Source organism: Dellaglioa sp. CoH-57-MRSF-18 (assembly GCF_056781995.1).
This window is the reverse complement of sequence record NZ_JBXAXX010000004.1, coordinates 152,236-176,967: the sequence shown is the minus strand read 5'-3', so window position 1 is coordinate 176,967 and position 24,732 is coordinate 152,236. Positions and strand designations below refer to the sequence as shown.

25 protein-coding genes are annotated in these 24,732 nt (G+C 32.1%); 2 read left to right on the top strand and 23 right to left on the bottom strand.

Annotation, left to right across the window (positions count from 1 at the left end; translation table 11 throughout):
* Window positions 1-50: 50 nt before the first annotated feature.
* From uvrC to AC1RPG_RS06005, 3 genes are all read right to left on the bottom strand, one after another.
* Entirely contained in the window at window positions 51-1,820 is a 1,770-nt protein-coding gene (gene uvrC / locus AC1RPG_RS06015; RefSeq protein WP_481761716.1) for an excinuclease ABC subunit UvrC, read from the bottom strand.
* A 109-nt stretch (window positions 1,821-1,929) separates the two neighbouring features.
* On the bottom strand, window positions 1,930-2,664 hold the full coding sequence (locus AC1RPG_RS06010; RefSeq protein WP_409022419.1) for an amino acid ABC transporter ATP-binding protein: 735 nt from the start codon (window positions 2,662-2,664) through the stop codon (window positions 1,930-1,932).
* Window positions 2,657-4,117: an ABC transporter substrate-binding protein/permease gene (locus tag AC1RPG_RS06005; protein ID WP_481761715.1), complete on the bottom strand. Its 1,461-nt coding sequence runs from the start codon at window positions 4,115-4,117 to the stop codon at window positions 2,657-2,659. The genes AC1RPG_RS06010 and AC1RPG_RS06005 overlap by 8 nt, the downstream gene beginning before the upstream one ends.
* 202 nt (window positions 4,118-4,319) lie before the next feature.
* On the opposite strand from AC1RPG_RS06005, the gene AC1RPG_RS06000 reads away from it, so the two are divergent.
* Window positions 4,320-4,472, top strand: coding sequence for an SPJ_0845 family protein (locus AC1RPG_RS06000; protein WP_409022417.1), 153 nt, complete (start codon window positions 4,320-4,322; stop codon window positions 4,470-4,472).
* Window positions 4,473-4,509: 37 nt separating this feature from the next.
* Here AC1RPG_RS06000 and AC1RPG_RS05995 read toward each other — a convergent pair whose 3' ends face one another.
* The 12 genes from AC1RPG_RS05995 to rpsO all read right to left on the bottom strand — a co-directional run bounded on the left by AC1RPG_RS05995 (window position 4,510) and on the right by rpsO (window position 16,685).
* Window positions 4,510-4,803: a nucleoside triphosphate pyrophosphohydrolase family protein gene (locus AC1RPG_RS05995; protein ID WP_409022416.1), complete on the bottom strand. Its 294-nt coding sequence runs from the start codon at window positions 4,801-4,803 to the stop codon at window positions 4,510-4,512.
* Entirely contained in the window at window positions 4,793-5,398 is a 606-nt protein-coding gene (gene yihA, locus AC1RPG_RS05990; protein WP_481761714.1) for a ribosome biogenesis GTP-binding protein YihA/YsxC, read from the bottom strand. The genes AC1RPG_RS05995 and yihA overlap by 11 nt, the downstream gene beginning before the upstream one ends.
* A gap of 119 nt (window positions 5,399-5,517) precedes the next feature.
* The gene (locus AC1RPG_RS05985) at window positions 5,518-5,949 is read right to left on the bottom strand and encodes a hypothetical protein (protein ID WP_481762411.1); all 432 of its coding nucleotides are present in this window, start codon (window positions 5,947-5,949) and stop codon (window positions 5,518-5,520) included.
* Between the two features lie 55 nt (window positions 5,950-6,004).
* Window positions 6,005-7,072 (bottom strand): WxLIP family cell surface protein, encoded by a 1,068-nt coding sequence (locus AC1RPG_RS05980; protein WP_409022413.1) that lies wholly within the window; start codon window positions 7,070-7,072, stop codon window positions 6,005-6,007.
* 138 nt (window positions 7,073-7,210) lie between these two features.
* Complete coding sequence (clpX, locus tag AC1RPG_RS05975) at window positions 7,211-8,470, bottom strand: ATP-dependent Clp protease ATP-binding subunit ClpX (protein WP_409022412.1); 1,260 nt, start codon at window positions 8,468-8,470, stop codon at window positions 7,211-7,213.
* A 177-nt stretch (window positions 8,471-8,647) separates the two neighbouring features.
* Window positions 8,648-9,946, bottom strand: coding sequence for a trigger factor (gene tig, locus AC1RPG_RS05970; RefSeq protein WP_409022411.1), 1,299 nt, complete (start codon window positions 9,944-9,946; stop codon window positions 8,648-8,650).
* Between the two features lie 149 nt (window positions 9,947-10,095).
* Window positions 10,096-11,283 carry an elongation factor Tu gene (gene tuf, locus AC1RPG_RS05965; protein ID WP_409022410.1) on the bottom strand — a complete coding sequence of 396 codons (1,188 nt, stop codon included), beginning with the start codon at window positions 11,281-11,283 and terminating at the stop codon, window positions 10,096-10,098.
* 315 nt (window positions 11,284-11,598) lie between these two features.
* Window positions 11,599-12,519 (bottom strand): hypothetical protein, encoded by a 921-nt coding sequence (locus tag AC1RPG_RS05960; protein WP_481761712.1) that lies wholly within the window; start codon window positions 12,517-12,519, stop codon window positions 11,599-11,601.
* A gap of 58 nt (window positions 12,520-12,577) precedes the next feature.
* A complete protein-coding gene (locus tag AC1RPG_RS05955; protein ID WP_409022408.1) occupies window positions 12,578-14,305 on the bottom strand; it encodes a ribonuclease J in 1,728 nt (575 codons plus the stop codon).
* Window positions 14,306-14,325: 20 nt separating this feature from the next.
* Window positions 14,326-15,195 carry a 4-hydroxy-tetrahydrodipicolinate synthase gene (dapA, locus tag AC1RPG_RS05950; protein WP_481761711.1) on the bottom strand — a complete coding sequence of 290 codons (870 nt, stop codon included), beginning with the start codon at window positions 15,193-15,195 and terminating at the stop codon, window positions 14,326-14,328.
* A 23-nt stretch (window positions 15,196-15,218) separates the two neighbouring features.
* A complete protein-coding gene (locus tag AC1RPG_RS05945) occupies window positions 15,219-16,268 on the bottom strand; it encodes an aspartate-semialdehyde dehydrogenase (protein WP_481761710.1) in 1,050 nt (349 codons plus the stop codon).
* 147 nt (window positions 16,269-16,415) lie between these two features.
* Entirely contained in the window at window positions 16,416-16,685 is a 270-nt protein-coding gene (gene rpsO / locus AC1RPG_RS05940; protein ID WP_409022405.1) for a 30S ribosomal protein S15, read from the bottom strand.
* Window positions 16,686-16,966: 281 nt separating this feature from the next.
* Here rpsO and rpsT point away from each other — a divergent pair, with 281 nt between their 5' ends.
* The gene (rpsT, locus tag AC1RPG_RS05935; protein WP_409022404.1) at window positions 16,967-17,221 is read left to right on the top strand and encodes a 30S ribosomal protein S20; all 255 of its coding nucleotides are present in this window, start codon (window positions 16,967-16,969) and stop codon (window positions 17,219-17,221) included.
* 51 nt (window positions 17,222-17,272) lie between these two features.
* On the opposite strand, the gene holA is transcribed toward rpsT, so the two are convergent.
* From holA to AC1RPG_RS05895, 8 genes are all read right to left on the bottom strand, one after another.
* A complete protein-coding gene (gene holA, locus AC1RPG_RS05930; protein ID WP_481761709.1) occupies window positions 17,273-18,298 on the bottom strand; it encodes a DNA polymerase III subunit delta in 1,026 nt (341 codons plus the stop codon).
* 5 nt (window positions 18,299-18,303) lie between these two features.
* Entirely contained in the window at window positions 18,304-20,322 is a 2,019-nt protein-coding gene (locus AC1RPG_RS05925; RefSeq protein ID WP_481761708.1) for a DNA internalization-related competence protein ComEC/Rec2, read from the bottom strand.
* Between the two features lie 251 nt (window positions 20,323-20,573).
* On the bottom strand, window positions 20,574-21,053 hold the full coding sequence (locus tag AC1RPG_RS05920) for a ComE operon protein 2 (RefSeq protein WP_409022402.1): 480 nt from the start codon (window positions 21,051-21,053) through the stop codon (window positions 20,574-20,576).
* A 59-nt stretch (window positions 21,054-21,112) separates the two neighbouring features.
* Window positions 21,113-21,667, bottom strand: a complete 555-nt coding sequence (locus tag AC1RPG_RS05915) for a helix-hairpin-helix domain-containing protein (protein ID WP_481762189.1) — start codon at window positions 21,665-21,667, stop codon at window positions 21,113-21,115.
* A 241-nt stretch (window positions 21,668-21,908) separates the two neighbouring features.
* On the bottom strand, window positions 21,909-22,406 hold the full coding sequence (coaD, locus tag AC1RPG_RS05910) for a pantetheine-phosphate adenylyltransferase (RefSeq protein WP_481761706.1): 498 nt from the start codon (window positions 22,404-22,406) through the stop codon (window positions 21,909-21,911).
* Between the two features lies 1 nt (window position 22,407).
* Window positions 22,408-22,959 carry a 16S rRNA (guanine(966)-N(2))-methyltransferase RsmD gene (rsmD, locus tag AC1RPG_RS05905; RefSeq protein ID WP_481761705.1) on the bottom strand — a complete coding sequence of 184 codons (552 nt, stop codon included), beginning with the start codon at window positions 22,957-22,959 and terminating at the stop codon, window positions 22,408-22,410.
* 5 nt (window positions 22,960-22,964) lie between these two features.
* On the bottom strand, window positions 22,965-23,291 hold the full coding sequence (locus tag AC1RPG_RS05900) for a YlbG family protein (protein WP_481761704.1): 327 nt from the start codon (window positions 23,289-23,291) through the stop codon (window positions 22,965-22,967).
* 18 nt (window positions 23,292-23,309) lie between these two features.
* Entirely contained in the window at window positions 23,310-24,488 is a 1,179-nt protein-coding gene (locus AC1RPG_RS05895) for an FtsW/RodA/SpoVE family cell cycle protein (protein WP_481761703.1), read from the bottom strand.
* Window positions 24,489-24,732 lie beyond the last annotated feature (244 nt).

The following is a 24,732-nucleotide window of genomic DNA, read 5'->3' as shown; positions in this document are numbered from 1 at the left end:
GGAGTCCTTAATGACATAAATCTCTGTCATTAAGGACTCCTTTTGTAAATTTATAATGATAATTTTATTGTTTGTGCGACTGTCTTTGAAATACCTAATCCTTGTAACTCTTCCATTGAAGCGTCTTTAATATGTTTCATCGACCCAAATTCTTTTAACAATTTCGTTTTGGTTTTTGGCCCAACACCCTGGATAGAATCTAAACGAGAACTAAGTGAGTTCTTTGAATGAACTTGACGATGAAAGGTAATGGCAAATCGATGGACTTCATCTTGAATCCTTTGTAAAAGGTAAAACCCTTCACTCTTTGGATCCAATGATAGTCTTTGATCAGCATCACCAAACATTAAATCAGATGTTTTATGCTTGTTATTTTTAACCATCCCCGCTACTGGAATCATTAAATCTAATTCATTACTTAAAACGTCTTTTGCAGCTTCTATTTGTATTTCAGCACCATCCATTAAAATTAAATCTGGCATAGGCTTACCTTCCTTCAAAAGACGTGTATAACGTCGGCGAACAACTTCACGTGTACTTGCTGCTTCATCCGCATGATCAACTGTATTCAACTTATATTTGCGATATTCGCTCTTCTCAGGTTTACCATCAATAAAACTAACCATGGCTGATACCAGATCAGTCCCTTGTATATGTGAGTGATCAAAAGATTCTATTCGATGACCTTCTGGAATCCCCATAGCGTCTGTAATTTCTTTCATGGCACCAGTTGTTTTGCGCCCATCTAATTCTAGTAATCTGAATTTTTCTTCAAGAACTAAGCGAGCATTTTTTTTAGCTAATTTTAAAAGTTCACTTTTTTGCCCACGTTGTGGTGTCCGAATTGGTACTTGTAAGATATCAGATAAGATATCTGTATCAATTCCTGCTGGAACTAATATTTCTTTTGGTAACACATTATTTTTTCGATTATAAAACTGAAGGATAAAAGTTGCCATTTCTTCTTCAGCCGTTGTTACAATTGGAAAAAGTCTTTTTTCTCGCTTCATTAATCGTGCTTGCCTAATAAAGAAAACTTGAATTGACAACCAACCTTTATCCAGATAGAAATTAAACAAATCTCTAGGTGTATTATCATTTGAAATGATTTTTTGTTTTTCAACAGTAACTTCAATAAAATGAATTTGATCACGTAATTCAGCGGCACGTTCAAATAACATTTCATCCGCTGCCTTACTCATTTCTTTTTTTAGTTTTTGTTTTGCTACAATCACATTACCATTTAAAAATGATTTGATTTTTTTTATTTGAGCCTCATATTTTTCATGCGGAACTTCTTTAAAACAAGAGCCTAAACATTGCCCCATATGATAATACAAACATGGTCGCTTCTGAAATCCATTGCATCTTCTTAAAGGATAAACTTTTTGTAAAAACTGCAATGTTTCCTGAGCTGCATAAACATTTGGATAAGGACCAAAATAAAATCCACCGTCCTTATTAACCTGACTAACGATTTGCATCATTGGGTCTTTTTCATTTGTAATTTTAATATATGGATATCCAGTACCTTTCTTTAATTTTATATTATAATACGGCTGATGTTTTTGAATTAAAGTAATTTCCAACAGAAATGCTTCTTTATCAGTGGATGTAATAATTGTTTCAAAATCAACAATTTGAGAAACCAATTTAGCTGTTTTTCCATCATGCGCACTTTTGAAGTAAGAACGCACCCGATTTTTTAAATTTTTTGCTTTCCCAACATAAATAATCTGACTATTTAAATTTTTCATGATATAGCATCCTGGTAATGCTGGTAATAATGCTAATTTATTTTCGATATGCTCTGAAGCCAATCGAGGCACCTTCTTTACGTTAATATATGCTTTAATTATACCCCGAACAAGCGTTTGAATAAAGAAAATAGATTCCAAATAGACGGGAGTCTATCTGAAATCTATTTTTTTACAATATCTTTGATAAAAAATCTTGCGCACGTTCTGACGTCGGATGATCAAAAACATCTTCTGGACGTCCTTTTTCTTGAATATATCCTTGATCCATGAACCAAATTTGATCTGCTACTTCTCTAGCAAAACCCATTTCATGTGTCACAACTACCATCGTCATTCCGTCACTAGCCAACGTTTTCATAACTTTAAGTACTTCTCCGACCATTTCAGGATCTAATGCTGAAGTTGGCTCATCGAATAAGAGTACTTCTGGATCCATGGCTAATGCTCTGGCAATCGCAACTCGTTGCTTTTGACCACCAGATAAACTATCTGGATATTGTAGTGCCTTATCTGCTAATCCAACTTTTTCTAATAAATTGGTAGCTATATCAGCTGACTCTTTATCTGATATATTTTTAACTTTCATGGGAGCCAATTTTATATTCTCAATTACATTCATATTTGGAAACAAATTAAAACCTTGAAAAACCATCCCCATTTTTTCTCTCAATTGATTTAAGTCTTTTTCATTTAAACTTGTTAAATTTTCACCTTCGAATAAAATATCCCCTGATGTAGGAACTTCAAGTAGATTCAGACAACGTAAAAAGGTACTTTTACCAGATCCTGATGGTCCAATCACACAGATAACCTGTCCTTTATCAACTGATTCAGAAATATCTTTTAAAACATCATTTTTTCCAAAGGATTTTCTTAATTTATTAACTTCAATAATTTTAGACATGCTTCATCTTCCCTTCAAAGTAATTTAATAATTTAGATAAGCTAAATGTTAAAACAAAGTAAATTAACATTGCAACAAAGATAGGCGCAATACCTTTATAAGTAGCTGATTGAACCATTTTCATCTGATAAATTAAATCAGTCACACCAATAATAGAAACAATTGAACTTTCTTTTATTAATGTTATAAATTCATTTCCCAGAGCTGGCCAAATATTTTTTAGTGCTTGTGGAATAATAACAGACTGATACGTCTCTTTCTGTGAAAGCCCCAAACTTCTTGCTGCTTCCATTTGTCCATCATCAACAGAAGAGATTCCCGATCGTATTACTTCAGCTATATATGCGCCTGAATTAAGCGATACAGCAATAATACCTGCAATTAGCGCTGGAATATTTACTAACATTCCAATACCGAAGTACACAAACATCACTTGAATCATTAGAGGCGTTCCACGAACAAATTCAATGTAGGATACTGCAATTACTTTAATCACTTTATTTTTGCCCAAACGCATGAGTGCTAGCAACGTTCCTAATATAACACCAACAATAACTGAAACCGCCGTTATTAATAAAGTATAACCAATTCCTTTGGCAAAATATTTCCAATAGTGAATCATTGTGTTATCCGATGTATTTTTTGTTAAATAATTACTAGCCTCAGGTAAATATGTCGTATTTATTAAATTTTTCTTTTTAATTTCTTTAATAGACTTATTTACAGCTGCCACCAAAGTATCGGAATTCTTTGCAAATCCGGCTGCAGCTCCCCTTGCATCAGGCGCTGAGATAAATCCAGGATTAACAACTGCTAATGAACTATCATTTTGTGCGTATGCTTTAGCAGTTGGTTCTTCCATGGCAACACCCGCTACCTTACCACTTTTAAGCGCTAAAATTAAATCGGTTACTTTAGCCAACCCTTTAATATTCACATTTTTTATTTGTTCTTTACTCATTGTATATTGAAGCGATCCAGTTTGAGCCCCAACTGATAGCCCAGAAAAATCATTTAAAGTCTTATATTTATCTTCATCAGTCTTATTAACCAACATCATTTGTTTTCCATTGTAATAAACATCTGAAAAATCAATACTTTTTTTACGATCATCCGACGGATTCATACCTGAAATAACCATATCAATTTTATTAGTTTCTAAGCCAACAAGTAATGAGTCAAAATCCATTTTCTTAATTACTAACTTAACTCCAATGTCTTTAGCAATTTTTTGTGCAATTGAAATATCAAATCCAACGATTTTATCATCGCCATTAACTGTTGTTTGAAATTCATAGGGTGGATAATCTGGACTTGTTCCAAGTACTAACGTTCCCTTATCCTTAACATTCTGTAAAGAGTTACCAGTTGCAGCACTTACTTGATTACTACCAACTAACATCATGAAAAATGCGATTAATATACCTATAAACCATTTTTTATTTATTTGCATCAATTTACTCCTCTTTTTTAATTTCTCTTATTAGTGAATAAATCGATTATATGCTACAAAGATTTTTTATGCAATTAAATACATATAATAAATGACTTTATACATATAAAAGTTATTTAAAGCGCTTTTTATGCATTAATCAGTTGTCTTGTATTCATTTTAATAAACTGTTATTCTATATTTACATAAGGAGGCTACAATTATGAGCTTAAAAATCCAACGCCAAGATAACTTGGAAAGTTTATTTGATAAATTTGCACTTGACCCTAAAGATCCTGCTAAAGTTGAACTTAAGTCTTCAGAAACGGAAGAGAAGCCTAGTTCTGATGTTAAAGAATCGAAACCTAAAAAATAAAAAAATTCAGATAAGTTATAAACTTATCTGAATTTTTTTATTTTTTAAATCCATCTGGGTAACGTTTATTTAATTTTAAAATATTATCTCTTGCAACATCATCAAATTCAATATCGGCCCATTCAGCAATTTGGGATAAATACCAAAGTACATCTCCCATTTCTTTAGTTAATTTCACTTTATCTAATTCTCGACCTTTAAAAGTATAATCTTTAATTAAATCAACTAATTGTCCACCTTCAGCCGCAACACCTAATGCACAATTTGTTAAAACTTGTTCAGTTCCATATAATGTGCGATTTGCTGCTTCTTGATATTCATTAAATTCCATTTTTTTCTCCTAGTTCTGTATGACTTTCAATCCATTGCCAAATCTCTTCTTTTCCAGATTTGTCTTGAGCCGAAAATAAAACAAAATCATCTTCAGGTGTCAAAGACAATGAACGTCTTATGATACTCTCATGTTGATTCCACTTACCACGAGAAATTTTGTCGCTCTTTGTCGCAACAACCAATACAGGAATATCGTAATAGTGAAGAAAATCAACCATTTGAACATCTAATTTTGTTGGCTCATGTCGAGCATCAACTAATGAAATGACCCCTCTTAAAGAAGTACGTTCTGCTAAATAGGTTTCAATCATTTGTCCCCACTTTGCACGTTCTGTTTTTGACACTTTTGCATATCCATATCCTGGAACATCTACGAAAAATAATTTTTGTTCCACGTTATAAAAGTTCAATGTTTGCGTTTTTCCAGGCTGACTAGAAGTTCTCGCATAACTTTTACGATTTATTAACGTATTTATTAATGATGATTTTCCAACATTAGAACGTCCTGACAGTGCAATCTCAGGAATACCATCTGTTGGATACTGTGCTGGTGCAACGGCACTCATAACAAGTTCAACATTATGAACATCCATATTAAACACCTTCCTTTCAATACTCAAACCATTTTACCATATAAAAATGTGTTAATGTAACTTAATCTGAATCAAAAAGCTTTACAACATGAATTAAATAATTCGATGTTGTAAAGCTTTTATTTTGTTGCTGCCGTTTGGATAATCCAAATTATTTGTACTTCCGAATATGTTACCACATGCGTTGTCAAAATCTGAATTAAAGTATTGGGCCAATAAAATAAATATTCCCCACTACTATCTTTAGCATTTGCTGTTATATTAGTTGAATCTCCAGAAATTAGATCACCATAAGTTCTTGGCATATTCTTTAATCCAGACTGTAACTTTGGCCGAAATAAGTCAACATGTACAATATCGTTTGACTTATATTGTAGCCTACCTTTCAATTGCCATGATGGTGTCAATCCATCAGTTGCGATTATTTGCAAATAAGGTGATTCTCTATTATTACTATCAGAATAAATTGCAAATTCTGAATTATTTTTCTTAACATATTTGTTAACCGTATTAGGTAACGTACTGTACCCATACGTTATGTCTGCAGACACACTTTTAAGTGTCACGAGCATACTGAAAAATAAAATAAATAATAATATTAAATACTTACTTATCAGCTTTTTTCTTATCAACATATCTTTTAATAAGGAAAAAGATTAGTATCACTAGGATTGCGAGACCAAGACCTAAAGCAACATACCATAGCGGATTTGTTGCTTTTTGTGGATCTCCAATAGCATCTTTGTTGTACTTACTTGCATCATCATTTGTAATTGTGAAGTTTTTATTGAATTTCCAAGTGTTTTTACCACTTGTTGCTACAGCCTTTAATGTGTAGTCTCCAGCTTCTAATTGACCCTTGTCATAAAGCATTGGGAATTTGAAATTTGAATTAGGAGCCATTGATAGGTTCTTTAATGTTGTATTTTCTAAAACATCTGTTGAACCCTTTTTCATAATTTCAGATTTAATTGTTAATTTAGGAATAATTACGGCTTTATCGTTTTGGAATACAGGGAATACACCTTTACGATAGTTTCTCATACCAGCTTTAACTGATAATAAATTCATATTTGGTTCAACCGTCTTCTTCTCTAAAATTTTAATTCCAATTGCATATGAATATGCATTTGAAATTGAAATCCCTTTTTTATTACTTGTTTCTTTAGTTGAATTATCAACTTTTTCAAAATACCAGCTACCTAACAAAACACCGTTGAAACTATCTTTTGGCATAGTAATTGTAGCCTTAACGATTTTACTTCCTTTAGCAGGAACTGTTACGACACTACCTGAATCTAACTTAGTAAGTGAAGCTAAAGGATATTTCATTGATTTATCAATATTCTTTTTTGCTAATTCTTTTGCATATTCAAGCTGACCATTATCATTTGTAGATGCTGTATAAACAGCATTACGAATTTTTAATGCTTTGTCTGATGAATTAAAGATTTTAACTGAAATCGTTTCTTTTTCCTTAGCATCCAATTTCAAATCAAAGTATGATTGTTTCAAACTAGCTTTAACTTGTTTATCAGATTGAATACTTTGAACACTGTACCCAATATTATTTGCAGGAGCCTTAGCTTCAACAGACTTATTGAATAACCCAAGTCCACCCAACAATACCCCAGAAAATCCGAACAAAATCGCTTTTTTTATTGTTTTATTCATGACGTCCACCCTTTATTATTTATTAAAATTATTAACCTTAAATTCATTATACTACATTTATATTCATTACTATGTCTTTTTTTTAGAGTGTACTCACTATATTTGACAGTCTTTAAATGACTATACTCTAACAAGACTTTAAGATGCTGCTTTCTTGCTCCCTTTAATTATTACAGGACCATCAGTTTGATCAACTGTTGCTTTAGTGATAATTACGCGCTCGATGTCTTCTTGGCTTGGAATATCAAACATAACATCACGCATTGTTTCTTCAATAATAGATCGCAAACCTCGTGCCCCAGTATCTCGCTTAATAGCAAGTTCGGCAACTCGTGACAATGCCTCAGGTTCGAATTCAAGCGTCACACCATCTAATTCAACAAGTTTTGTATATTGTTTAACCAATGCATTTTTAGGTTCCGTTAAAATTCGAACTAAATCTTCTTCTTTTAATTCTTCTAAAGCTGTCATAATTGGTAAACGACCAACAAATTCAGGAATTAATCCAAATTTTAATAAATCTTCTGGAATAATTTGTTGCATAACACTATTTTGTTCATCAATAGTTTCAGAATTGGATTCAGCACCGAAACCAATCGTTTTATCGCCTAATCGATTTTTGACCATTGTTTCAATTCCAGCAAATGCCCCACCAACAATAAATAAAATATTCTTAGTATCTATTTGAATTAATTCTTGTTGTGGGTGTTTACGTCCACCTTGAGGCGGAACACTTGCAATAGTACCTTCAAGAATCTTTAAAAGTGCCTGTTGAACACCCTCACCTGATACATCACGTGTGATTGAAACATTCTCACTCTTCTTAGCAATTTTATCGATTTCATCAATGTAGATAATTCCTTTTTCAGCTTTTGCAACATCATAATCTGCACTTTGCAATAATTTTAAAAGGATATTTTCAACATCTTCACCAACATATCCAGCCTCAGTTAAAGTAGTGGCATCTGCAATAGCAAATGGTACGTTTAAAATTTTAGCTAAACTTTGTGCTAAATATGTCTTACCTGATCCCGTAGGACCAACTAAACAAATATTACTTTTTTGTAATTCTGTTTCGTCATTATCTTCGTCAACTTCAAGCATATGATTAACTCGTTTATAATGATTATAAACCGCAACTGACAACGTTTTTTTAGATTGATCTTGCCCAATTACATAATCATTCAATTTATTCATAATTGCTTGTGGTTTTAATACAAGTAATGGTTCAGAATCCATTTGTTCCCTGAATTCCTCGTCGATAATTTCCTTACATAAATCAACACATTCATTACAAATATAAACACCAGGTCCAGCAACGATTTTCATTACTTGATCTTGTGACTTACCGCAAAAAGAACAATTTACGGGTCCGCCTTCTTCAGTATTTTCGAACATTTTACCACCTCGTATTTTTCTTCTCATCTTTTACTTTATGCATACCTATAGTACCAAATAAAGCAATATTTCGCGAATATTTACGTTCAAATGTATTTAACAAAAAAGATTGAAGCTAATAAACTCGCTTCAATCTCATTCATTCAAAATGATTAATCAAAATATCCGATTAATTATTTATTTTTTCATTTTTGCTTCTTCAACTGCTGAGTCAGCTAACTCGTCAACAACTTTCTTGATAGCAATATCATGTTTTACCATATCGTCTGAAAGAGCAGAACGAACTGCTTCTTCTTCCATACCATATTGTTCTGCTAAGTTTGATATTTCAGATGAAACTTCTTCTTCAGAAGGTTCAATTTTTTCAGCGGCAACGATAGCTTCTAACACAAGATTTGTTTTAACACGACGTTCTGCGCCTTCTTCAAATTGTTTGTGTAAATCGTCTTCACTTGTTCCTGTTAATTGGAAGTACATCTTTGTGTCAATTCCTTGTTGTTGCATATTTGCAAGGTATTGATCCATTTGGCGATGAACATCTTCTTCAATCATTGAATTAGGAATTTCATCAACTTTAGCATTATCAACTGCTAATTCAATTGCTGCATCTTGAATTGCTTCCTTAGCTGCAGCTTCTTTTGTTTCTTTAATTTGATCTTTTGTTTTTGCTTGTAATTCTTCAAGCGTATTAACTTCTTCATCAACATCTTTAGCAAATTCATCATCCATTTCTGGAAGTTCTTTGCCTTTGACTTCATGAACTTTAACAGCAAATACTGCTTCTTTACCACGTAAGTCTTCAGCTTGGTAATCTTCAGGGAATGTAACTTTTACGTCAACATCCTCTCCAGCTTTATGTCCTACCAATTGGTCTTCAAATCCAGGAATAAATGAATTTGAACCTAATTCAAGAGTATAATTTTCTGATTTTCCACCATCAAATGCAACGCCATCAACTTTACCTTCAAAATCAATGATAACAGTGTCGCCAGAAATAGCTGCTTCGTCTTCTTTAAGTACAAGTTCAGCTTGTTGTTGACGTTTTGCTTCTAAACTATCTTCTACGTCTTTTTTAGTTACTCGACGTGATTGTTTAGGAACAGTTAATCCTTTATAGTCACCTAATTCAACTTCTGGTTGAAGTGTAACTTTAGCTTTAAGGACCCATGTAGAATCTTTTTCTAAACTATCAATGTTAATATCAGGTTGATCAACGGGTGATACTTTAACTTCTTCAAGTGCCTTTTCGTATGCTTCTGGCAATAGAATGTTTAAAGCATCTTCGTATAATGATTCTTCACCATACATTCTGTTAAATACTTGACGTGAAACTTTTCCTTTACGGAATCCAGGAACAGTTAAATCTTTCTTAACTTTTAAGAAAGCTTTTTCCAATCCTTCTTTAATTTTATCAGTTTCAATTTCGAATGTTATTTCTCCATTGTTTTTACCTGTTTTTTCAAATTTTGCTGACATTGTTTTCCCTCCGGTAGAACAAAAATTTTATATTCGTACTATTTATATACTTGTCTATTTTACCGTATCATTACTAGATTGTAAATGGTTATAAAAAAAAATTCGAAAAGCAAAAGCTTTCCGAATTTCTTTTTTTAATTAATTAAAAATTAATCATCAATTTCTGAAACGACTCCGGCACCAACAGTACGGCCACCTTCACGAACAGTAAATTTAAGACCTTTTTCAATAGCAACTGGGGCGATTAATGATACTGTAAATGTAACGTTATCACCAGGCATAACCATTTCTACACCTTCTGGTAATTCAATAACACCAGTAACATCAGTTGTATGGAAGAAGAATTGAGGACGGTAGTTTGAGAAGAATGGAGTATGACGTCCACCTTCTTCCTTAGAAAGGATATAAACTTCGCCTTTGAATAATTTGTGAGTTTTGATTGAACCAGGTTGTGCAAGAACTTGTCCACGTTCGATTTGTTCGCGATCAACACCACGGAGTAAAGCACCAACGTTATCGCCGGCTTCACCTTCGTCAAGTGTTTTACGGAACATTTCGATACCTGTAACTGTTGTTTTAAGAACATCTTCATGTAAACCAACAATTTCAATATCGTCTCCGACTTTAACTGTACCACGATCGATACGACCTGAAGCAACAGTTCCACGACCAGTAATTGTAAATACATCTTCAACTGGCATTAAGAATGGTTGGTCTGTAGGACGAACTGGTGTTGGGATGTATGAATCAACAGTATCCATTAATAATTCAACTTGTTTTACAGCTTCTGGATCGCCTTCAAGGGCTTTAAGAGCTGAACCACGGATAACAGGAATATCATCGCCTGGGAAATCATATTCGCTTAATAATTCACGAACTTCCATTTCTACAAGGTCTAATAATTCTTCATCATCAACCAAATCAGTTTTGTTTAAGAACACGATAAGGTAATCAACACCAACTTGGCGAGCAAGTAAGATATGTTCACGTGTTTGAGGCATAGGGCCATCAGTTGCGGCTACAACTAAGATAGCACCATCCATTTGTGCAGCACCAGTGATCATGTTTTTAACGTAATCAGCATGTCCTGGAGCATCGATATGTGCGTAATGACGTGCAGCTGTTTCGTATTCAACATGGGCAGTATTGATAGTAATACCACGTTCACGTTCTTCAGGTGCAGCATCGATTGAAGCGAAATCTGCTGCTTCACCGAAACCGTTGTCTGATAATACTTTACTAATTGCAGCTGTTAAAGTTGTCTTCCCATGATCGACATGTCCAATAGTACCAATATTAACATGGGGTTTTGTTCGTTCGTAATGTTCTTTTGCCATGAATAAGAGCCTCCTAGTGTTTTTGTAAGAATAAAACAGTTTTAGAAAATCTAACCCTGATGATTCTTTGTTTTTATTATACTACTTCTTTATTTAATAACAAAATACATTATCATCAAATAAAGAAGAATCCTTAAAATATTATATAGACTGTTTAGAGTTTTGTAAATACCTATTTAAAGAATACTGAAACTTTTTATCTCGTCTTAAAATAACCTGGTTAAATCTACGCTCATACAACTAAATCTAAGTGAAATTTTGGATTCTTTATTAGAATATCATAGATTACTGTAAACGGCTAGCTTTACCTAATCATTAATTCATAATTTCAGTTAATTCTTTCGAAAGTAATGCATTTAATTCAACCATATACGTTAAATTTTCAGTCCTTTTAAAAGTGGATTCCATACCTAACTCACTTTTTACTAATTCAATCCATTCTTTCTCAATACCCAAAAAATCACTTGCAAAAGGATAAATCATCCCCAATTTTAAATTTAACATATGATTTAAAGAATTATTCATTTGTACATCAATAGTTCCCTCATCATTTTTTGTTAATTGATTAATTGTCAGTAATACAGGTTCATTTTCATTTGCAACTAATTTTTTTACGTCAATTTTTTTCTGAGTTCCATCAACCCATAAATAGTTTATTATTTCAATATTATTAGGTATCTTTTGTACCTCTTGCAATAGACTTGATTTTATAATTGGATGTACGTCTTTATCCATAAATATTTTTTGACAAGCATCTAAGAATTCATTTTTAGGTAGTACCAGTCCACTTTGAACAATTTGTTGCTGTCCAAAAAAGTCCACTGAACCTAAGTGTGCAAATTGACGTTCATTTTGTCTAAGTTGTTTATCGAATTTTTCACGGCATTCATTTTCAGCATCCAAAACTAGTGATGTGGCAAAAGGTTGCTCTTTAACCAATTGCCAAGCTCGAATAAATTTATTGTTTTTTAACAGTATATTTAAATAAACTGCAAATTGATCCCCACGTTTTAAGTAATCGCTATAAAATTCGTCAGCGATAATTAACGCTTCTTGAAATTGAGCATCCAAAACTAGAGAATTAACCAATAATTTATTATTTTTAAAACTACGATGACCATCATAATTTTTTGTGAATAATTGTGATGCTAGTTGATAATTTTTGTCACTTACAGCCTTTTTTGCTAACTGATAATTTTGTTTCTCTTGGTCGGGAAACGGAATAATTTCTGCCATAATATCCTCTATTTATTCTAAAAAAAGGGATAACAACATTTGTGTTATCCCTTTTTGATTATTTTTCGTTATTTTTTGTTTCCGCCGGTTTAACTTCTTTAGACTTTGTTGATTTTCTATGATACTGATTAATTTCCATAATAACAGGTAAAATAACTGGACGTCGTTTTGTTTGTTCATATAGGAAATGACTCATTTTTTCACGAACATCTTGTTTTAAATGTCCCCAATCAAATTCTTTATTGTTCAAATTATCTTGTACTGTTTCTGACACAATTTCAGCACTCTTTTCAATTAAATCAAGGCTCGTTTTTGTATAAACAAATCCTCTTGATGTAATTTTAGGCTTGTTTATGATTTTTTTCTTTTTACGATCAATTGTGACGACTGCAATAAAAATACCATCTTCAGAAAGTATTTTACGATCTCTCAGTACAATATTTCCAATATCACCAACACCAATACCATCAATCATGGTATTTCCTGCTTCAACTTGCGATCCTAAATTCATTTTTCCTTCAGAATAACTTAAAACATCACCCTTACCAGTAATAAAGATATGATCATATGGCATTCCTAATGTATGTGCTAAATCAGCATGTGCCGCAAGTAATCGATATTCACCTTGAATTGGAACCAGGTATTTTGGTTTCATTAAATTGATCATTAGTTGTAAATCATTTTGACCAGCATGACCTGAAGAATTTAATTCATCAGAAATTGCTTTCACATCAGCTCCTGCTCGGTAAATGAGATCTCTTGTCTTTGCCACATTAGTTTCCATAGCTTTTGACGTTGTTGTCGTAATGAAAACAAGATCTCCTTCATGAATATTAACAGTTGAATGTTGATTTAAAGCCATTCGCTGTAATGATTTTAAAGGTTCACCCATTTTACCTGTTTCCAATATAATTAGTTGATCATCGTCATATTTGCTAATATCACTCATTGGAACAATTAAATTTTCATCAGGAAGAACTAATTTCTTCAAATCCATAGCTGTTTTAACGATTTTTTCAACATCGTGTCCTGTTAATATAACCTTTCGATGACTTTCCTTTGCAGCATTTAGTATCTGTTGTACTCGTAATATATTTGATGCCACACAGGCAACAATAATACGACCTTTTTGATATTCAAATGTTTCATTAATGTATTCGTCAATTGCACTTTCATTGACTGTTGGGAATGGGTTCTCAGCATTAGCTGAATCACTTAATAACGCTAAAACACCATTCTTACCAATCTCAGCTAAACGTCCAAAATCTGTTTGGTAAACTGGTGCCGCAGCTTGATCGAACTTAAAATCACCTGTATAAACAATCTGCCCTTCATCAGTACCTAAAACGATTCCTAATGATTCAGGAATTGAATGGGTCGTTTTAAAGAATGAAATTGTCGTTTTACCAAAATCAATCTCAGTCTGATCATTAACAACGTGAAAATCAGAAAATTTACTTGCCTTAGGATCATTTTCAATATTAATTTTTGCTAATGCAATTGTTAATTCTGATCCAAAAACAGGCACATCAAATTCACTCACAAAGTATGGTAATGCACCAATTGCATCTGCATGCCCATGTGTTAAGAAAACACCTACAATTCGTTCTTTATTTTCTCTCAAATAACTAAAATCAGGAATTACAATATCAATCCCTAATAAGCCATTTTCTGGATACATTAATCCAGAATCAAAAATAAATAGATCATCATCCACTTCAACGACATACATATTTTTACCATTTTCTCGAACGCCACCAAGTGGAATTATTTTAACTTTACTCATTACTTCACCTCTTACATATTTTATATTTTTAGTATTTTCACTAGTTGATTTATTTCATTGTCAGTTAATGCCTCTATTGGTAAACGACACCCACCTACTAAGATACCCTTGTAATTTAAAGCTGCTTTAGCTGGTCCAGGAGATGGAAGAGAAAAAAGTGCAGCCATTTTTGGCGTCAACTCTCTTTGAATATCTCCTGCAAGCTTAATATTTCCATCTTGTACAGCTTGATACATTTTAGTCATTTCAATACCAAATATATGGCTTGCAACAGAAATAACACCACTTGCTCCTAAGATTTTTGCAGTCAAACTATCCGTATCTTCACCAGTATACACCAAGAAATCATCTGGCGTTTGTTCAACAATACGACTTAAATTTTCACTACCTGTACAATCTTTAATACCAATAATATGATTATTATTAGATAACTTAACAATTGTTTCAACAGTCATAGTTACGCCTGTACGACCCGGAATATTATAAATGAAAATAGGCAATTTCGAAGCATTTGCAACTGCTTCAAAATGAGCAATCATACCTTTTTGATTAGGCTTATTATAGTATGGCACAACAACTAAAGCTGCGTCCACACCAGTAATAGCGGCTACCTCATTGGTAAAATCAATTGTCTCCATAGTATTATTTGATCCTGTACCAGCCATAATTGGAACTCTACCATTAACTATTGCCACTGTTTTTTTAATCAAATTTAATTTTTCAGAATGATTCAACGTAGGCGATTCGCCCGTAGTACCATTAACCAGGATACCTTTTGAACCTGTTAAAATTAAATGTTCAATTAATTTAATTAAGCGATCTTCATCCACTTGATTCTGATCATTAAATGGTGTGACCATAGCTGTCATTATATCTACATTTTCAAACATTCGCTTAATTCACTCCTTTCTTTTTACTTTGGAACTCTTAATAAATCTAATTCATGCAATTTTTCAGCAATTTGAACTGAATTCCATGCAGCACCTTTTAACAAATTATCCGAAACGACCCATAATTGGAAGGCATTATCCTGTTCTAAATCAGCTCTAACACGACCAACAAATGTATCTTTCTTACCAGTGGCATTAATTGCTTGTGGATATATCTGTTGTTCCGGATTATCTTGTAAAACCACACCGGGTGCATCTGCAAGAATATTTTGAATTTGTTTAACAGAAGCATCATGACTTTCAACTTCAAACCAAACAGATTCCGAATGGCTAACAACAACTGGTACACGTACACATGTTGCAGTAACTTGAATATCTTGATTAGACATTATTTTCTTCGTTTCATGAATCATTTTCCATTCTTCATGTGTATAACCTGTGTCTTCAAAAACATCAATTTGTGGTAGTGGATTAAATGCAATTGGATAATGCTTTTTATCACCAGAAGCTGGTAAAATCTTTGCTTCCATCTCTTCGCCATCAAGATAAGCTTGTGTTTCATCTTTTAATTCTTGAATAGCTAAGTTTCCAGCACCACTAACAGCTTGCATTGTTGTAACAACAACCTTCTTTAAACCGTAATTTTTACGAATTGGTTCTAGTGCAACTACCATTTGGATAGTTGAACAATTTGGGTTAGCAATTAGTCCTTTGTGTTCATAAAGTGCCTGTTCATTAACTTCAGGAACTACTAGTGGGACATCAGGATCCATTCTAAACGCACTAGTGTTGTCTACAACAACTGCACCACGTTTAATTGCTTCAGGTGCAAACTTTTTAGATACACTACCGCCAGCAGAAAATAGAGCCAAATCAACATTCTCAAAAGAATCAGATGTTGTTTCTTCTACGATAACATCCTGACCTTTAAATTTTAATACTTGTCCTGCAGAACGTTTAGATGCCAAATATTTAATACTATTGATGGGTAAACTTGTTTCTTCTAGCATTTGAATCATTCGTGTTCCAACAGCGCCTGTAGCACCGACAACCGCAACTCTATATCCGTCCATTGAAAAAAACCTTCTTTTTCTTTATTTGAATCTCAATTATACCATAAAATTTATGAACGTTTTACATTTAACTCACTTATAGTAGACATATCTTAAATTTTAAAAATAAAAAAAGCAAAACTCTTATTAAGAGTTTTGCTTTTAGTTTTAACGACGAAGACCTAAGCGTTGGATCAATTCACGGTAACGTTGAATATCTTTGTTACGTAAATATGCTAAAAGGTTACGACGATGTCCGATTTTCTTCATCAAACCACGTTGTGAAGCGAAATCTTTTTTATGAACGCCGATATGTGCATTCAATTCAACGATATCTGCAGTAAGTACAGCGATTTGTACTTCAGCAGAACCTGTATCGCCTTCTTGACGAGCATATTCGTTCATAATTTCTGTTTTCTTTTCATTTGTAATTGCCATTAGTGTTTCCCACCTTTCTGAATCTAAATGCCTAAAACCGAGTAAGTCGTCGGTGAGACGTCAACAAACTAAGTTAAAGGTTACTTGGAACAAATCTAACCTTACTAAAATTTAGAGTATATTGCAAGTTTTTTATAACTTCTCTTATCTAATTATTACTATCAAGTAAAAATCCTTTACAAGTTTTCATTGCATTAACTAATTTGGTTAGGTATAATAATGGTTGTTGAAATATTTGTTGAGAACCAATAAGGTGATCATGATAAGTGGAGGTGACTTAAATGCCAATTATTCAATCTGCAATTAAACGTGTAAAAACGAATGAAAAAGCAAACGTTAAAAATGCTGCTCAATTAAGCACAATGCGTACTGCTGTAAAGAAGTTTGAACAAGCTAAGACTGCTGGTGCCGATAATGTAGATGCTTTATACAAAGCTGCTATTACTGCAATCGACAAAGCACATTCTAAAGGTTTGATCAAAGAAAACAAAGCTGCTCGTGATAAGTCTCGTATGGCTGCTCGTTACGCTAAATAAGTTTTCAGAAAAATACCCAGTAGATTAATAATCTACTGGGTATTTTTTATTTTATACATCTATACGATTAATTTGAAGCATAAATAATGAGAATAATCCTTCTTGATCTTGTTGTGTCGTCTTCATTGCTTTTTCTAAATCAATTAACGCTAAATAAATTTTCCTCAAATCACTTCTATTAAATTTCTTTATCTTTTGAAGTGCCAACTTAATTCGATAAGGATGCACTTTTAAAACACTAGCTAAATCTCCTTGTGAGTAACCTTTATCTTGCAAAATTTTCACTTGTAATAATAATCTAAATTGTCCCAATAATATTGCATTTATCTTAATTGGCTCTTCATTTTGTAAAATTAAATCATGATACAACGTTACTGATTTTTCAATATTATTTGAAATAACAACATCTACTAAATCAAATATATTTTGTTCTAAAGTTTTAGAAACTAAATTTTCAACAGATGATAATGTAATTCGGTGGGTTTCAAAATTATACAAAAATAACTTTGGCAATTCATTCATGATTGTTGATAATTCTGTATTGGTTCTTTCTAGAAATAATTCCAAAGCGTTTTCATCTATTTCAAATGATTTGTTAGCCATCTCTTGGGCTATAAACTGTCGCGTTGCACGCTCATTTAACGGTTGATTATCAATAACTAGACTAAATTTTTTAAGCATCTTACTAATCTTTTTACGACCATCTAATTCTTTATAAGGCGCAAATATAACTACAATACTTGTTGGTTCCGGATGAGCTAAATAAGATAAAAGACCATCAATATCGTGTTCAATTTTTCTTTTTTTAGTGTCTGACGTTAGAAAAAAAGGATTTTGAATAAAAATTAAGCGCTTATCACCAAAAAAAGGAACAGACATCGCATCATCTAATGCTTTAGCCAACGGAACCTCCTCCATATCATATTTACCTAAATTCATCGTTCTCTCTTCTTCAGGTATCAACTCAGTAAATGCTTTTTTTACATCTTCCATTAAATAAGTCTCATTACCTAAGACAAGATTTACTGGCTTCACATTTTCAAGAGATAACGTTGAAATTATTGCCTGTGAATTCATATTTATCAGCTCTTTTCATTGTTAAAAACTTCTAATTTTTCTTTATAATTTTGAAACTTGCTGATTCTTATCATACCATGCTCTGCTGTACTAACAAACGGTATTCGATATTTTTTCAAAGTATCTAATGTTTCTTGATGTGGGTGGCCATATCTATTATTCTTACCAGCAGAAATCACCGCTAACTTCGGTTTTATTTGATCAATAAATATTGGATCAGTCGCAGTTTTACTGCCATGATGACCTGTTTTAAGAATTGATATTTGTAAATTGGGATATTTTTGAATAACCTTTTTTTCACCAGCTCGGTCCAAATCGCCAGTAATAAGATAGCTATATTTCCCGATTGTTCCAAATAAAACAAGAGAATCTTCGTTTTTTCCTATACCTTGATTAAAAGGATGTAGAATCATCAATTCAGCATCCTGTTTTTTACTATTATCTGTCATAGGTATCACCATTTTAGGCGGTCGAGTAGATTCTATTTTTTTAATGAATTGTGGCAGTTGTTCCATTCCAGATGGAACAATCATTCTATCGACGTCTATTTTGGTTAATATAGACGGAAAATTACCTATATGATCTGCATCTTGATGCGTCAAATATAAATAGTCTATATGACTGATTCCTTTGCTTAATAAATAATTAGTAATAATTTTTTCACCAGAAGTTTGATACTCCTTTCTAGTTCGCCAGCTATCCATCTTAAAATGAACTTTACCGCCTGTATCTACTAATGTAATTTGCCTATTAAACGGCTTTCTTATCAATGTTGAATCCCCTTGACCAATGTCAAAAAAAACGACTTCTTGCCGAATTGGAAAATGGATCCATAGAAATACCATAACATAGAAACTAACTAATATTGCCCATCTTTTAATACACGAAGGATGTAAAAAACATGTTAAGGTGCACATGAAAAATAGCATGCACATATTTAAACTGGGTTTACCAAACGTTATCGTTAATGGTAAACGTGCTAGTTCATCAAAAAAATAAATAAACGTTTTTAATACAGTATTTATCCCATCCATAACAACCTTAAAATGAATCCCAACCATTCCTCCAAAAATTACAATTGGTAGGATTAAGAATTCAAAAATAGGAATAATAAAAATACTAAGTACAATTGATAGAACATTCCACTGATAAACGTTGAAAAAAATAAATGGCAAACTAAATAAGTTTAGCCAAATACCTGATTCAAAAGTACCTTTATTCTCCATAAAGATTAGTAGTAATGACATTAGATAGCTCAACTGACCGCCAAATGTGAACAGTACTTGTGGTTCAATCACCAATCCTATTAACAAAGCGAAACACCAAACCGTAATCCCTTGGACAGGTTTATCAATTAGTTCACAAATAAGTTGAACCATACACATAAAAATTGCACGTCGTAAACTACTAGATTCCCCTGCAATAACTAAATAGCATGGAAGTAAAAAAAGTAATCCTTTGGCTACTGTCTCACGTGGGATTAATAGTCTATTTCCTAACGTTCTTATTAACATCACAAAATAATATACATGTAAACCCGATAAACAGAATAAATGAATTAATCCTAATTGTCTTATAGAGGCTAAATCCTGATTGAATTCCTGAGTCTTATCACCAATTACCAAAGCATTCAAAAATTTATCTAACGGATTGGATAAAGAATTAAAATAACTTTTTAATTCTGCTCGTAATTCATGTAACTTACTTATCACGGATTCAAGCGATAAATTCATGACATTTTTTTCACTATTATTAACTTTTATAATAGTCATACTATTGTAAATTGATTTAGTTCGCATAAAACTTTGATAATCAAACTCGTTTTCATTTGTCGCTGATTTAATTTTTTGTAGCTTAGCATCAACGTTTATAATTTTAGTGTGTTTATTATGTTTAATCTTATTGAGTTCATTTTGTGACTTACAGTTATAAAATCCTCGAATTTTTTGTGAATTAGAAATTATTTGTCCATCAAAACTAACCAAATCACCATTGATTGAATAATCATCAGGGTAAATTTTCACATTAACATTTTGTACCTCTTTTTCAACTACAACTTGCTTCTGGCTTTCCTTCGCATTACTGTAAAAATAAATACCAAAAATTAAAATACAGACACAACAAATATAAAAAGTTATCGAACGTTTTAACGTAATAATTCGTATAAAAATAACGATAGCGAAAATAATCCAAATAGGATTGTAATTTACAACATATAAACTTGTTATTCCAATAACTAACGTCGCAAAAAATAGATCAACTGCTTCAACTGATTTTATTCTGAAAATATTTTATTCAGAACAATTTCTTCAATATAATTTTTATCAACTTTTACTTGCTCAAAAATAACATTATTTCTTTCTAATAGTGATATGGCATAATCATCATTATGATAATTACGTAAATAATATATTTTTTTCACGCCGGATTGAAGTAGCATTTTTGTACACTGTAAACAAGGAAAATCTGTCACATAAATTTCTGAATTATCTGTCGCTGAGCCAAACTTTGCACACTGTAAAACTGCATTCATTTCTGCATGAATCGTTCGTACACAATGTCCGTCTACAAGGTAGCAACCTTCATCTATACAATGTACATCCCCTGAAACAGCGCCGTTATATCCGCCTGCAATAATCCGTTTATCTCTAACAAGTATCGCACCAACAGATAATCTTTCACATGTACTTCTTAATGATAGTAATGCAGCTTGCGTCATAAAATATTGATCCCAAGGAATTCTATTATCAGGCATTTAGGTATTTCCTTCTTTCATTTTTTTATAGTATATCAAAAATAAATCTTTAAAAAAAGTTAGACCGCTAATGAGTCCTTTAGACTTTCATATGTTTTATCACCGATGCCGCCAACTTCTTTTAATTCATCCGTAGTTTTAAACGATTGATGTTCTTCTCTATATTGTAAAATTTGTTCTGCTTTTTTTGGTCCAATTCCAGTCAACCCTTGCAGTTGTTCTTTCGTTGCGGTGTTTAAATTAACCGTTGATTCATCATTCGATTTATCCTGAGTTCCTGTAGTAGACCCTGCATCCATAACAGAAGATCCTTGGGCAGTAGTAGCTGCTACTTTATTTTCTTTTACTTCCCCTTTTGCCGGAACATATATAACCATCTCATCTGTTACTTTTTGAGCTAAATTAATCTGTTTCTGATCAGCGTTAGATAAAAATCCCTCAGCTAAATCGATTACCTGACTAATTCTCATTCCTGTTTTCATTGTGTATATACCTGGTTTTTTTATATTTCCTTTGATATCCACAACGATTTTCCCACCATTTGAGGTTTCTAAATGGCTTGATATATTTTTTTCCGAGCTAGACGACGTACTAGTAATACTATTAACTAACATATCATCTGTTTTGCTACTTTTATGTTGTGTAACTATTGAAAAAATGGTCAATGCTATTACAGATACCACACAAATAATGATAATTTTTCGATATTCAATTCAAATTTTTTTTATTTGATCCATCTTATCCACCTCCCTCTTATATTTAAATACGCAAAAAAACGAATTTCATTTAAAATGAAATTCGTTTTTTTCCTTAAATCATTATCACGTATTTTAATGATGATTCATTTTATTTAAGTTAATCTTCCTTACTAATTACTTCATGACATTTTTTAATCATAGCTACTTTTATATGATTAGGTACCATATTTGAAATATCTCCATCAAATTTAAATATTTCTTTCATTAAACTTGAGGAAATATGTGCGTATTTAGGATTAGCAAGCATCAATACAGTTTCCACTGTTTCATCTAACTCTTTGTTCATCAATGCAATATCTTTTTCATATTCAAAATCCCTATTATTTCTAACACTACGAATAATTATTTTAGCATCTAATTGGTGCATTAAGTTAATCGTTAAATCTGATTCAACACTAACTACTTCTACATTTGCTAATGAAAAGGTAGCTTCACTAATCAAATCTACCTTTTCATCAGCTGTAAACAATGACTTCTTTTTAGTATTAGTCATAACTGCGACAATAACTTTATCAAAAATTTGGCTTGATCGAACAATAATATCTAAGTGTCCATTAGTTAATGGATCGAAACTTCCCGGAAAAACTGCATTCATTTTAGTTCTCCTTTTGATAAATCGTTACCTGTGTAATTCCATAATTTTGTCTCCTAAATAGCCTGAATCCAGAAATATCATCAGGTAAGTTAGCATATTGATCTGTTTCACAAATAATTAAAGCTTGATTATTTAACAACTCGCTGCTATCTATTTTTTTTATCGTATCAATTATTTCTTGGGTCTTATAAGGTGGGTCTAAAAAAACAAGATCAAATGTTTCTTTACCTTTTAATAGTCCAATTGCTTTATCGGCATCTTGCTTATAGACCGTAAACTTATCTTCTTCCTTTGTGATAGCAATATTATCATTAATTGTTTTAATTGCTTGATACTGTCTATCAATTAGAAAAGCATGCGAGATTCCTCTAGAAACAGCTTCGATACTTAACCCTCCGCTACCTGCAAATAAATCTAACGATTTACCGCCATCAAAATAAGGACCAATAATATTAAACACTGATTCCTTAACTTTATCCGTTGTAGGTCTTGTTGCCATACCCGGAACTGCTTTTAATTTTCTTCCGCCATATTCACCTGAAATTATTCTCATATACTTTACTCACTTTTATTTTTAAATTTTTCTTGATCTTCATCTGTTAATTTAAATGCTTTTTCACCCATTCGAGACCCAAAGTCCATATCAATATCAGGGCGATGCGATACTTCTGTCTTTTTAACAAATTTTAAATTTTGAATTTTCTTAATCGTCTCGGGTAGGTCTTCTTGATTCATATAAATGACAACATATTTCATTTTTTTTGAAATATATTGAATAATACCGAATCGTTTCAACTGCTTAATTTGCTTCATATGGTATAAAAACACAATGACACCTTGTCTTTTTTGTATAACTAACTTAGTCCCATTTTCTTCGTCAAGCATTTGATTATGACCCCCTTTTTATTTATTATTTAGTAATTCCTTTTTTCTTAAAGCTGATATATTTAAAACTAAGCCTACACAGAAACTCAAGATAAGCATACTTGATCCGCCATAACTAAGAAATGGAAATGTTACACCTGTTATTGGTAAAACACCTGATATACCACCAACATTAAATACAGTCTGCACTGTCATAAACGTCGCAATTCCATAACAACAAAGTGAATGGAAAGTTTCTTTACTTTTAGAACCAATAAAGATAATTCGTCCAATCATACTGAAAAGTAATATTAAAATAAAAAATACCATCAATAATCCAAGTTCTTCACCTGTAATTGCTAATATAAAATCAGTATACGGTTCTGGTAGATAGCCTCGTTTTTGGATGCTATTTCCTAGTCCTGCACCAAAAATACCACCATTACTTAATGCATAATATGAATTTACCAGCTGTTGTCCAGTTGATTGCTGATATTTAAACGGATCATTGAATCCACTAAATCTTTTAGCCATATATGCTAATGGACCACCAGAATCTGGAGAAACAGATTTTAATTTTGATAATAATATCATTAAAGTACCCATGCCACCAACAGAAATTAAAGAAGTTATTCCAATTGAATACCCACTAGCCAAAATAATGATTAATACTGCACTAAAATTAATAATAAACCCACCCACATCTGGTTCAACCAAAATTAAAATGAGTGGTAAGGCTACTGCAATCGCATAGATAAAACGACGTTTATTTCTACCCTCATAACTTAATTCTTTATTTTCACGGAATGCAACTTGTTGCGCCATAAACAAGACTAAAAAAATCTTGCTGATTTCTGCGGGCTGAATGTTAAAAGAGCCAAAGTTAATCCATCCTGCTGCACCATTAACTGTTTTACCGCTAAGTACTACGTATAAAAGTAGCAGAATGGACACTGCACCAAATAATATTATAAATCCAGAACTTTTAAAAAAATTAACCTTCATTGAATATATAAGGAAAGCAACTAGCAATCCTAAAATGGCAAAAAGCAATTGTTTTTTTAAATATGTCGTTGGATCGCCACCCGCCATTTGAACCTTATATGAACTAGCAGAATAAACCATGACCACACCAATTCCGGATAATATGATATACGGTATAAAAATAAAATAATCAAGATATTGTAATTTTTGTGTTATTCTTTTTAAAATTTGCATTTTTAATCCAACTTATTTCTTCATTTTTTCAAATTTAGTACTAAAGTGTCTATTCGAAGTTACTTCAAGATTCTTTATCTGCTTCTTTTCAGTTTTTTCTTCAAACAGAGCACACTCCAACACAAAATCTACTTCACGAGAAAAACGAACAATTAAGTATCAACTACTTCTTAAAATGTAACATAACCAAGCTAGTAAAATGTATTTCGCTGTTTCCAGATAAATTTATTTATTTTATCTACAT

What these genes read in the sequence shown, in the direction of transcription:
- AC1RPG_RS06010 (WP_409022419.1), bottom strand. Translation starts at nt 2,664, where the DNA reads ATGTCTAAAATTATTGAAGTTAATAAATTAAGAAAATCCTTTGGAAAA.
- rpsT (WP_409022404.1), top strand. Translation starts at nt 16,967, where the DNA reads ATGCCAATTATTCAATCTGCAATTAAACGTGTAAAAACGAATGAAAAA.
- tuf (WP_409022410.1), bottom strand. Translation starts at nt 11,283, where the DNA reads ATGGCAAAAGAACATTACGAACGAACAAAACCCCATGTTAATATTGGT.
- AC1RPG_RS05995 (WP_409022416.1), bottom strand. Translation starts at nt 4,803, where the DNA reads ATGGAATTTAATGAATATCAAGAAGCAGCAAATCGCACATTATATGGA.
- AC1RPG_RS05895 (WP_481761703.1), bottom strand. Translation starts at nt 24,488, where the DNA reads ATGCAAATTTTAAAAAGAATAACACAAAAATTACAATATCTTGATTAT.
- dapA (WP_481761711.1), bottom strand. Translation starts at nt 15,195, where the DNA reads ATGTTTGAAAATGTAGATATAATGACAGCTATGGTCACACCATTTAAT.
- AC1RPG_RS05980 (WP_409022413.1), bottom strand. Translation starts at nt 7,072, where the DNA reads ATGAATAAAACAATAAAAAAAGCGATTTTGTTCGGATTTTCTGGGGTA.
- AC1RPG_RS05915 (WP_481762189.1), bottom strand. Translation starts at nt 21,667, where the DNA reads ATGTTAGTTAATAGTATTACTAGTACGTCGTCTAGCTCGGAAAAAAAT.
- tig (WP_409022411.1), bottom strand. Translation starts at nt 9,946, where the DNA reads ATGTCAGCAAAATTTGAAAAAACAGGTAAAAACAATGGAGAAATAACA.
- holA (WP_481761709.1), bottom strand. Translation starts at nt 18,298, where the DNA reads ATGAATTCACAGGCAATAATTTCAACGTTATCTCTTGAAAATGTGAAG.
- AC1RPG_RS05900 (WP_481761704.1), bottom strand. Translation starts at nt 23,291, where the DNA reads ATGCTTGACGAAGAAAATGGGACTAAGTTAGTTATACAAAAAAGACAA.
- AC1RPG_RS05960 (WP_481761712.1), bottom strand. Translation starts at nt 12,519, where the DNA reads ATGGCAGAAATTATTCCGTTTCCCGACCAAGAGAAACAAAATTATCAG.
- rpsO (WP_409022405.1), bottom strand. Translation starts at nt 16,685, where the DNA reads ATGGCAATTACAAATGAAAAGAAAACAGAAATTATGAACGAATATGCT.
- AC1RPG_RS05920 (WP_409022402.1), bottom strand. Translation starts at nt 21,053, where the DNA reads ATGCCTGATAATAGAATTCCTTGGGATCAATATTTTATGACGCAAGCT.
- AC1RPG_RS06000 (WP_409022417.1), top strand. Translation starts at nt 4,320, where the DNA reads ATGAGCTTAAAAATCCAACGCCAAGATAACTTGGAAAGTTTATTTGAT.
- AC1RPG_RS05955 (WP_409022408.1), bottom strand. Translation starts at nt 14,305, where the DNA reads ATGAGTAAAGTTAAAATAATTCCACTTGGTGGCGTTCGAGAAAATGGT.
- rsmD (WP_481761705.1), bottom strand. Translation starts at nt 22,959, where the DNA reads ATGAGAATAATTTCAGGTGAATATGGCGGAAGAAAATTAAAAGCAGTT.
- AC1RPG_RS05945 (WP_481761710.1), bottom strand. Translation starts at nt 16,268, where the DNA reads ATGGACGGATATAGAGTTGCGGTTGTCGGTGCTACAGGCGCTGTTGGA.
- AC1RPG_RS06005 (WP_481761715.1), bottom strand. Translation starts at nt 4,117, where the DNA reads ATGCAAATAAATAAAAAATGGTTTATAGGTATATTAATCGCATTTTTC.
- clpX (WP_409022412.1), bottom strand. Translation starts at nt 8,470, where the DNA reads ATGTTCGAAAATACTGAAGAAGGCGGACCCGTAAATTGTTCTTTTTGC.
- yihA (WP_481761714.1), bottom strand. Translation starts at nt 5,398, where the DNA reads ATGGATGTTCATAATGTTGAACTTGTTATGAGTGCCGTTGCACCAGCA.
- coaD (WP_481761706.1), bottom strand. Translation starts at nt 22,406, where the DNA reads ATGAATGCAGTTTTTCCGGGAAGTTTCGATCCATTAACTAATGGACAC.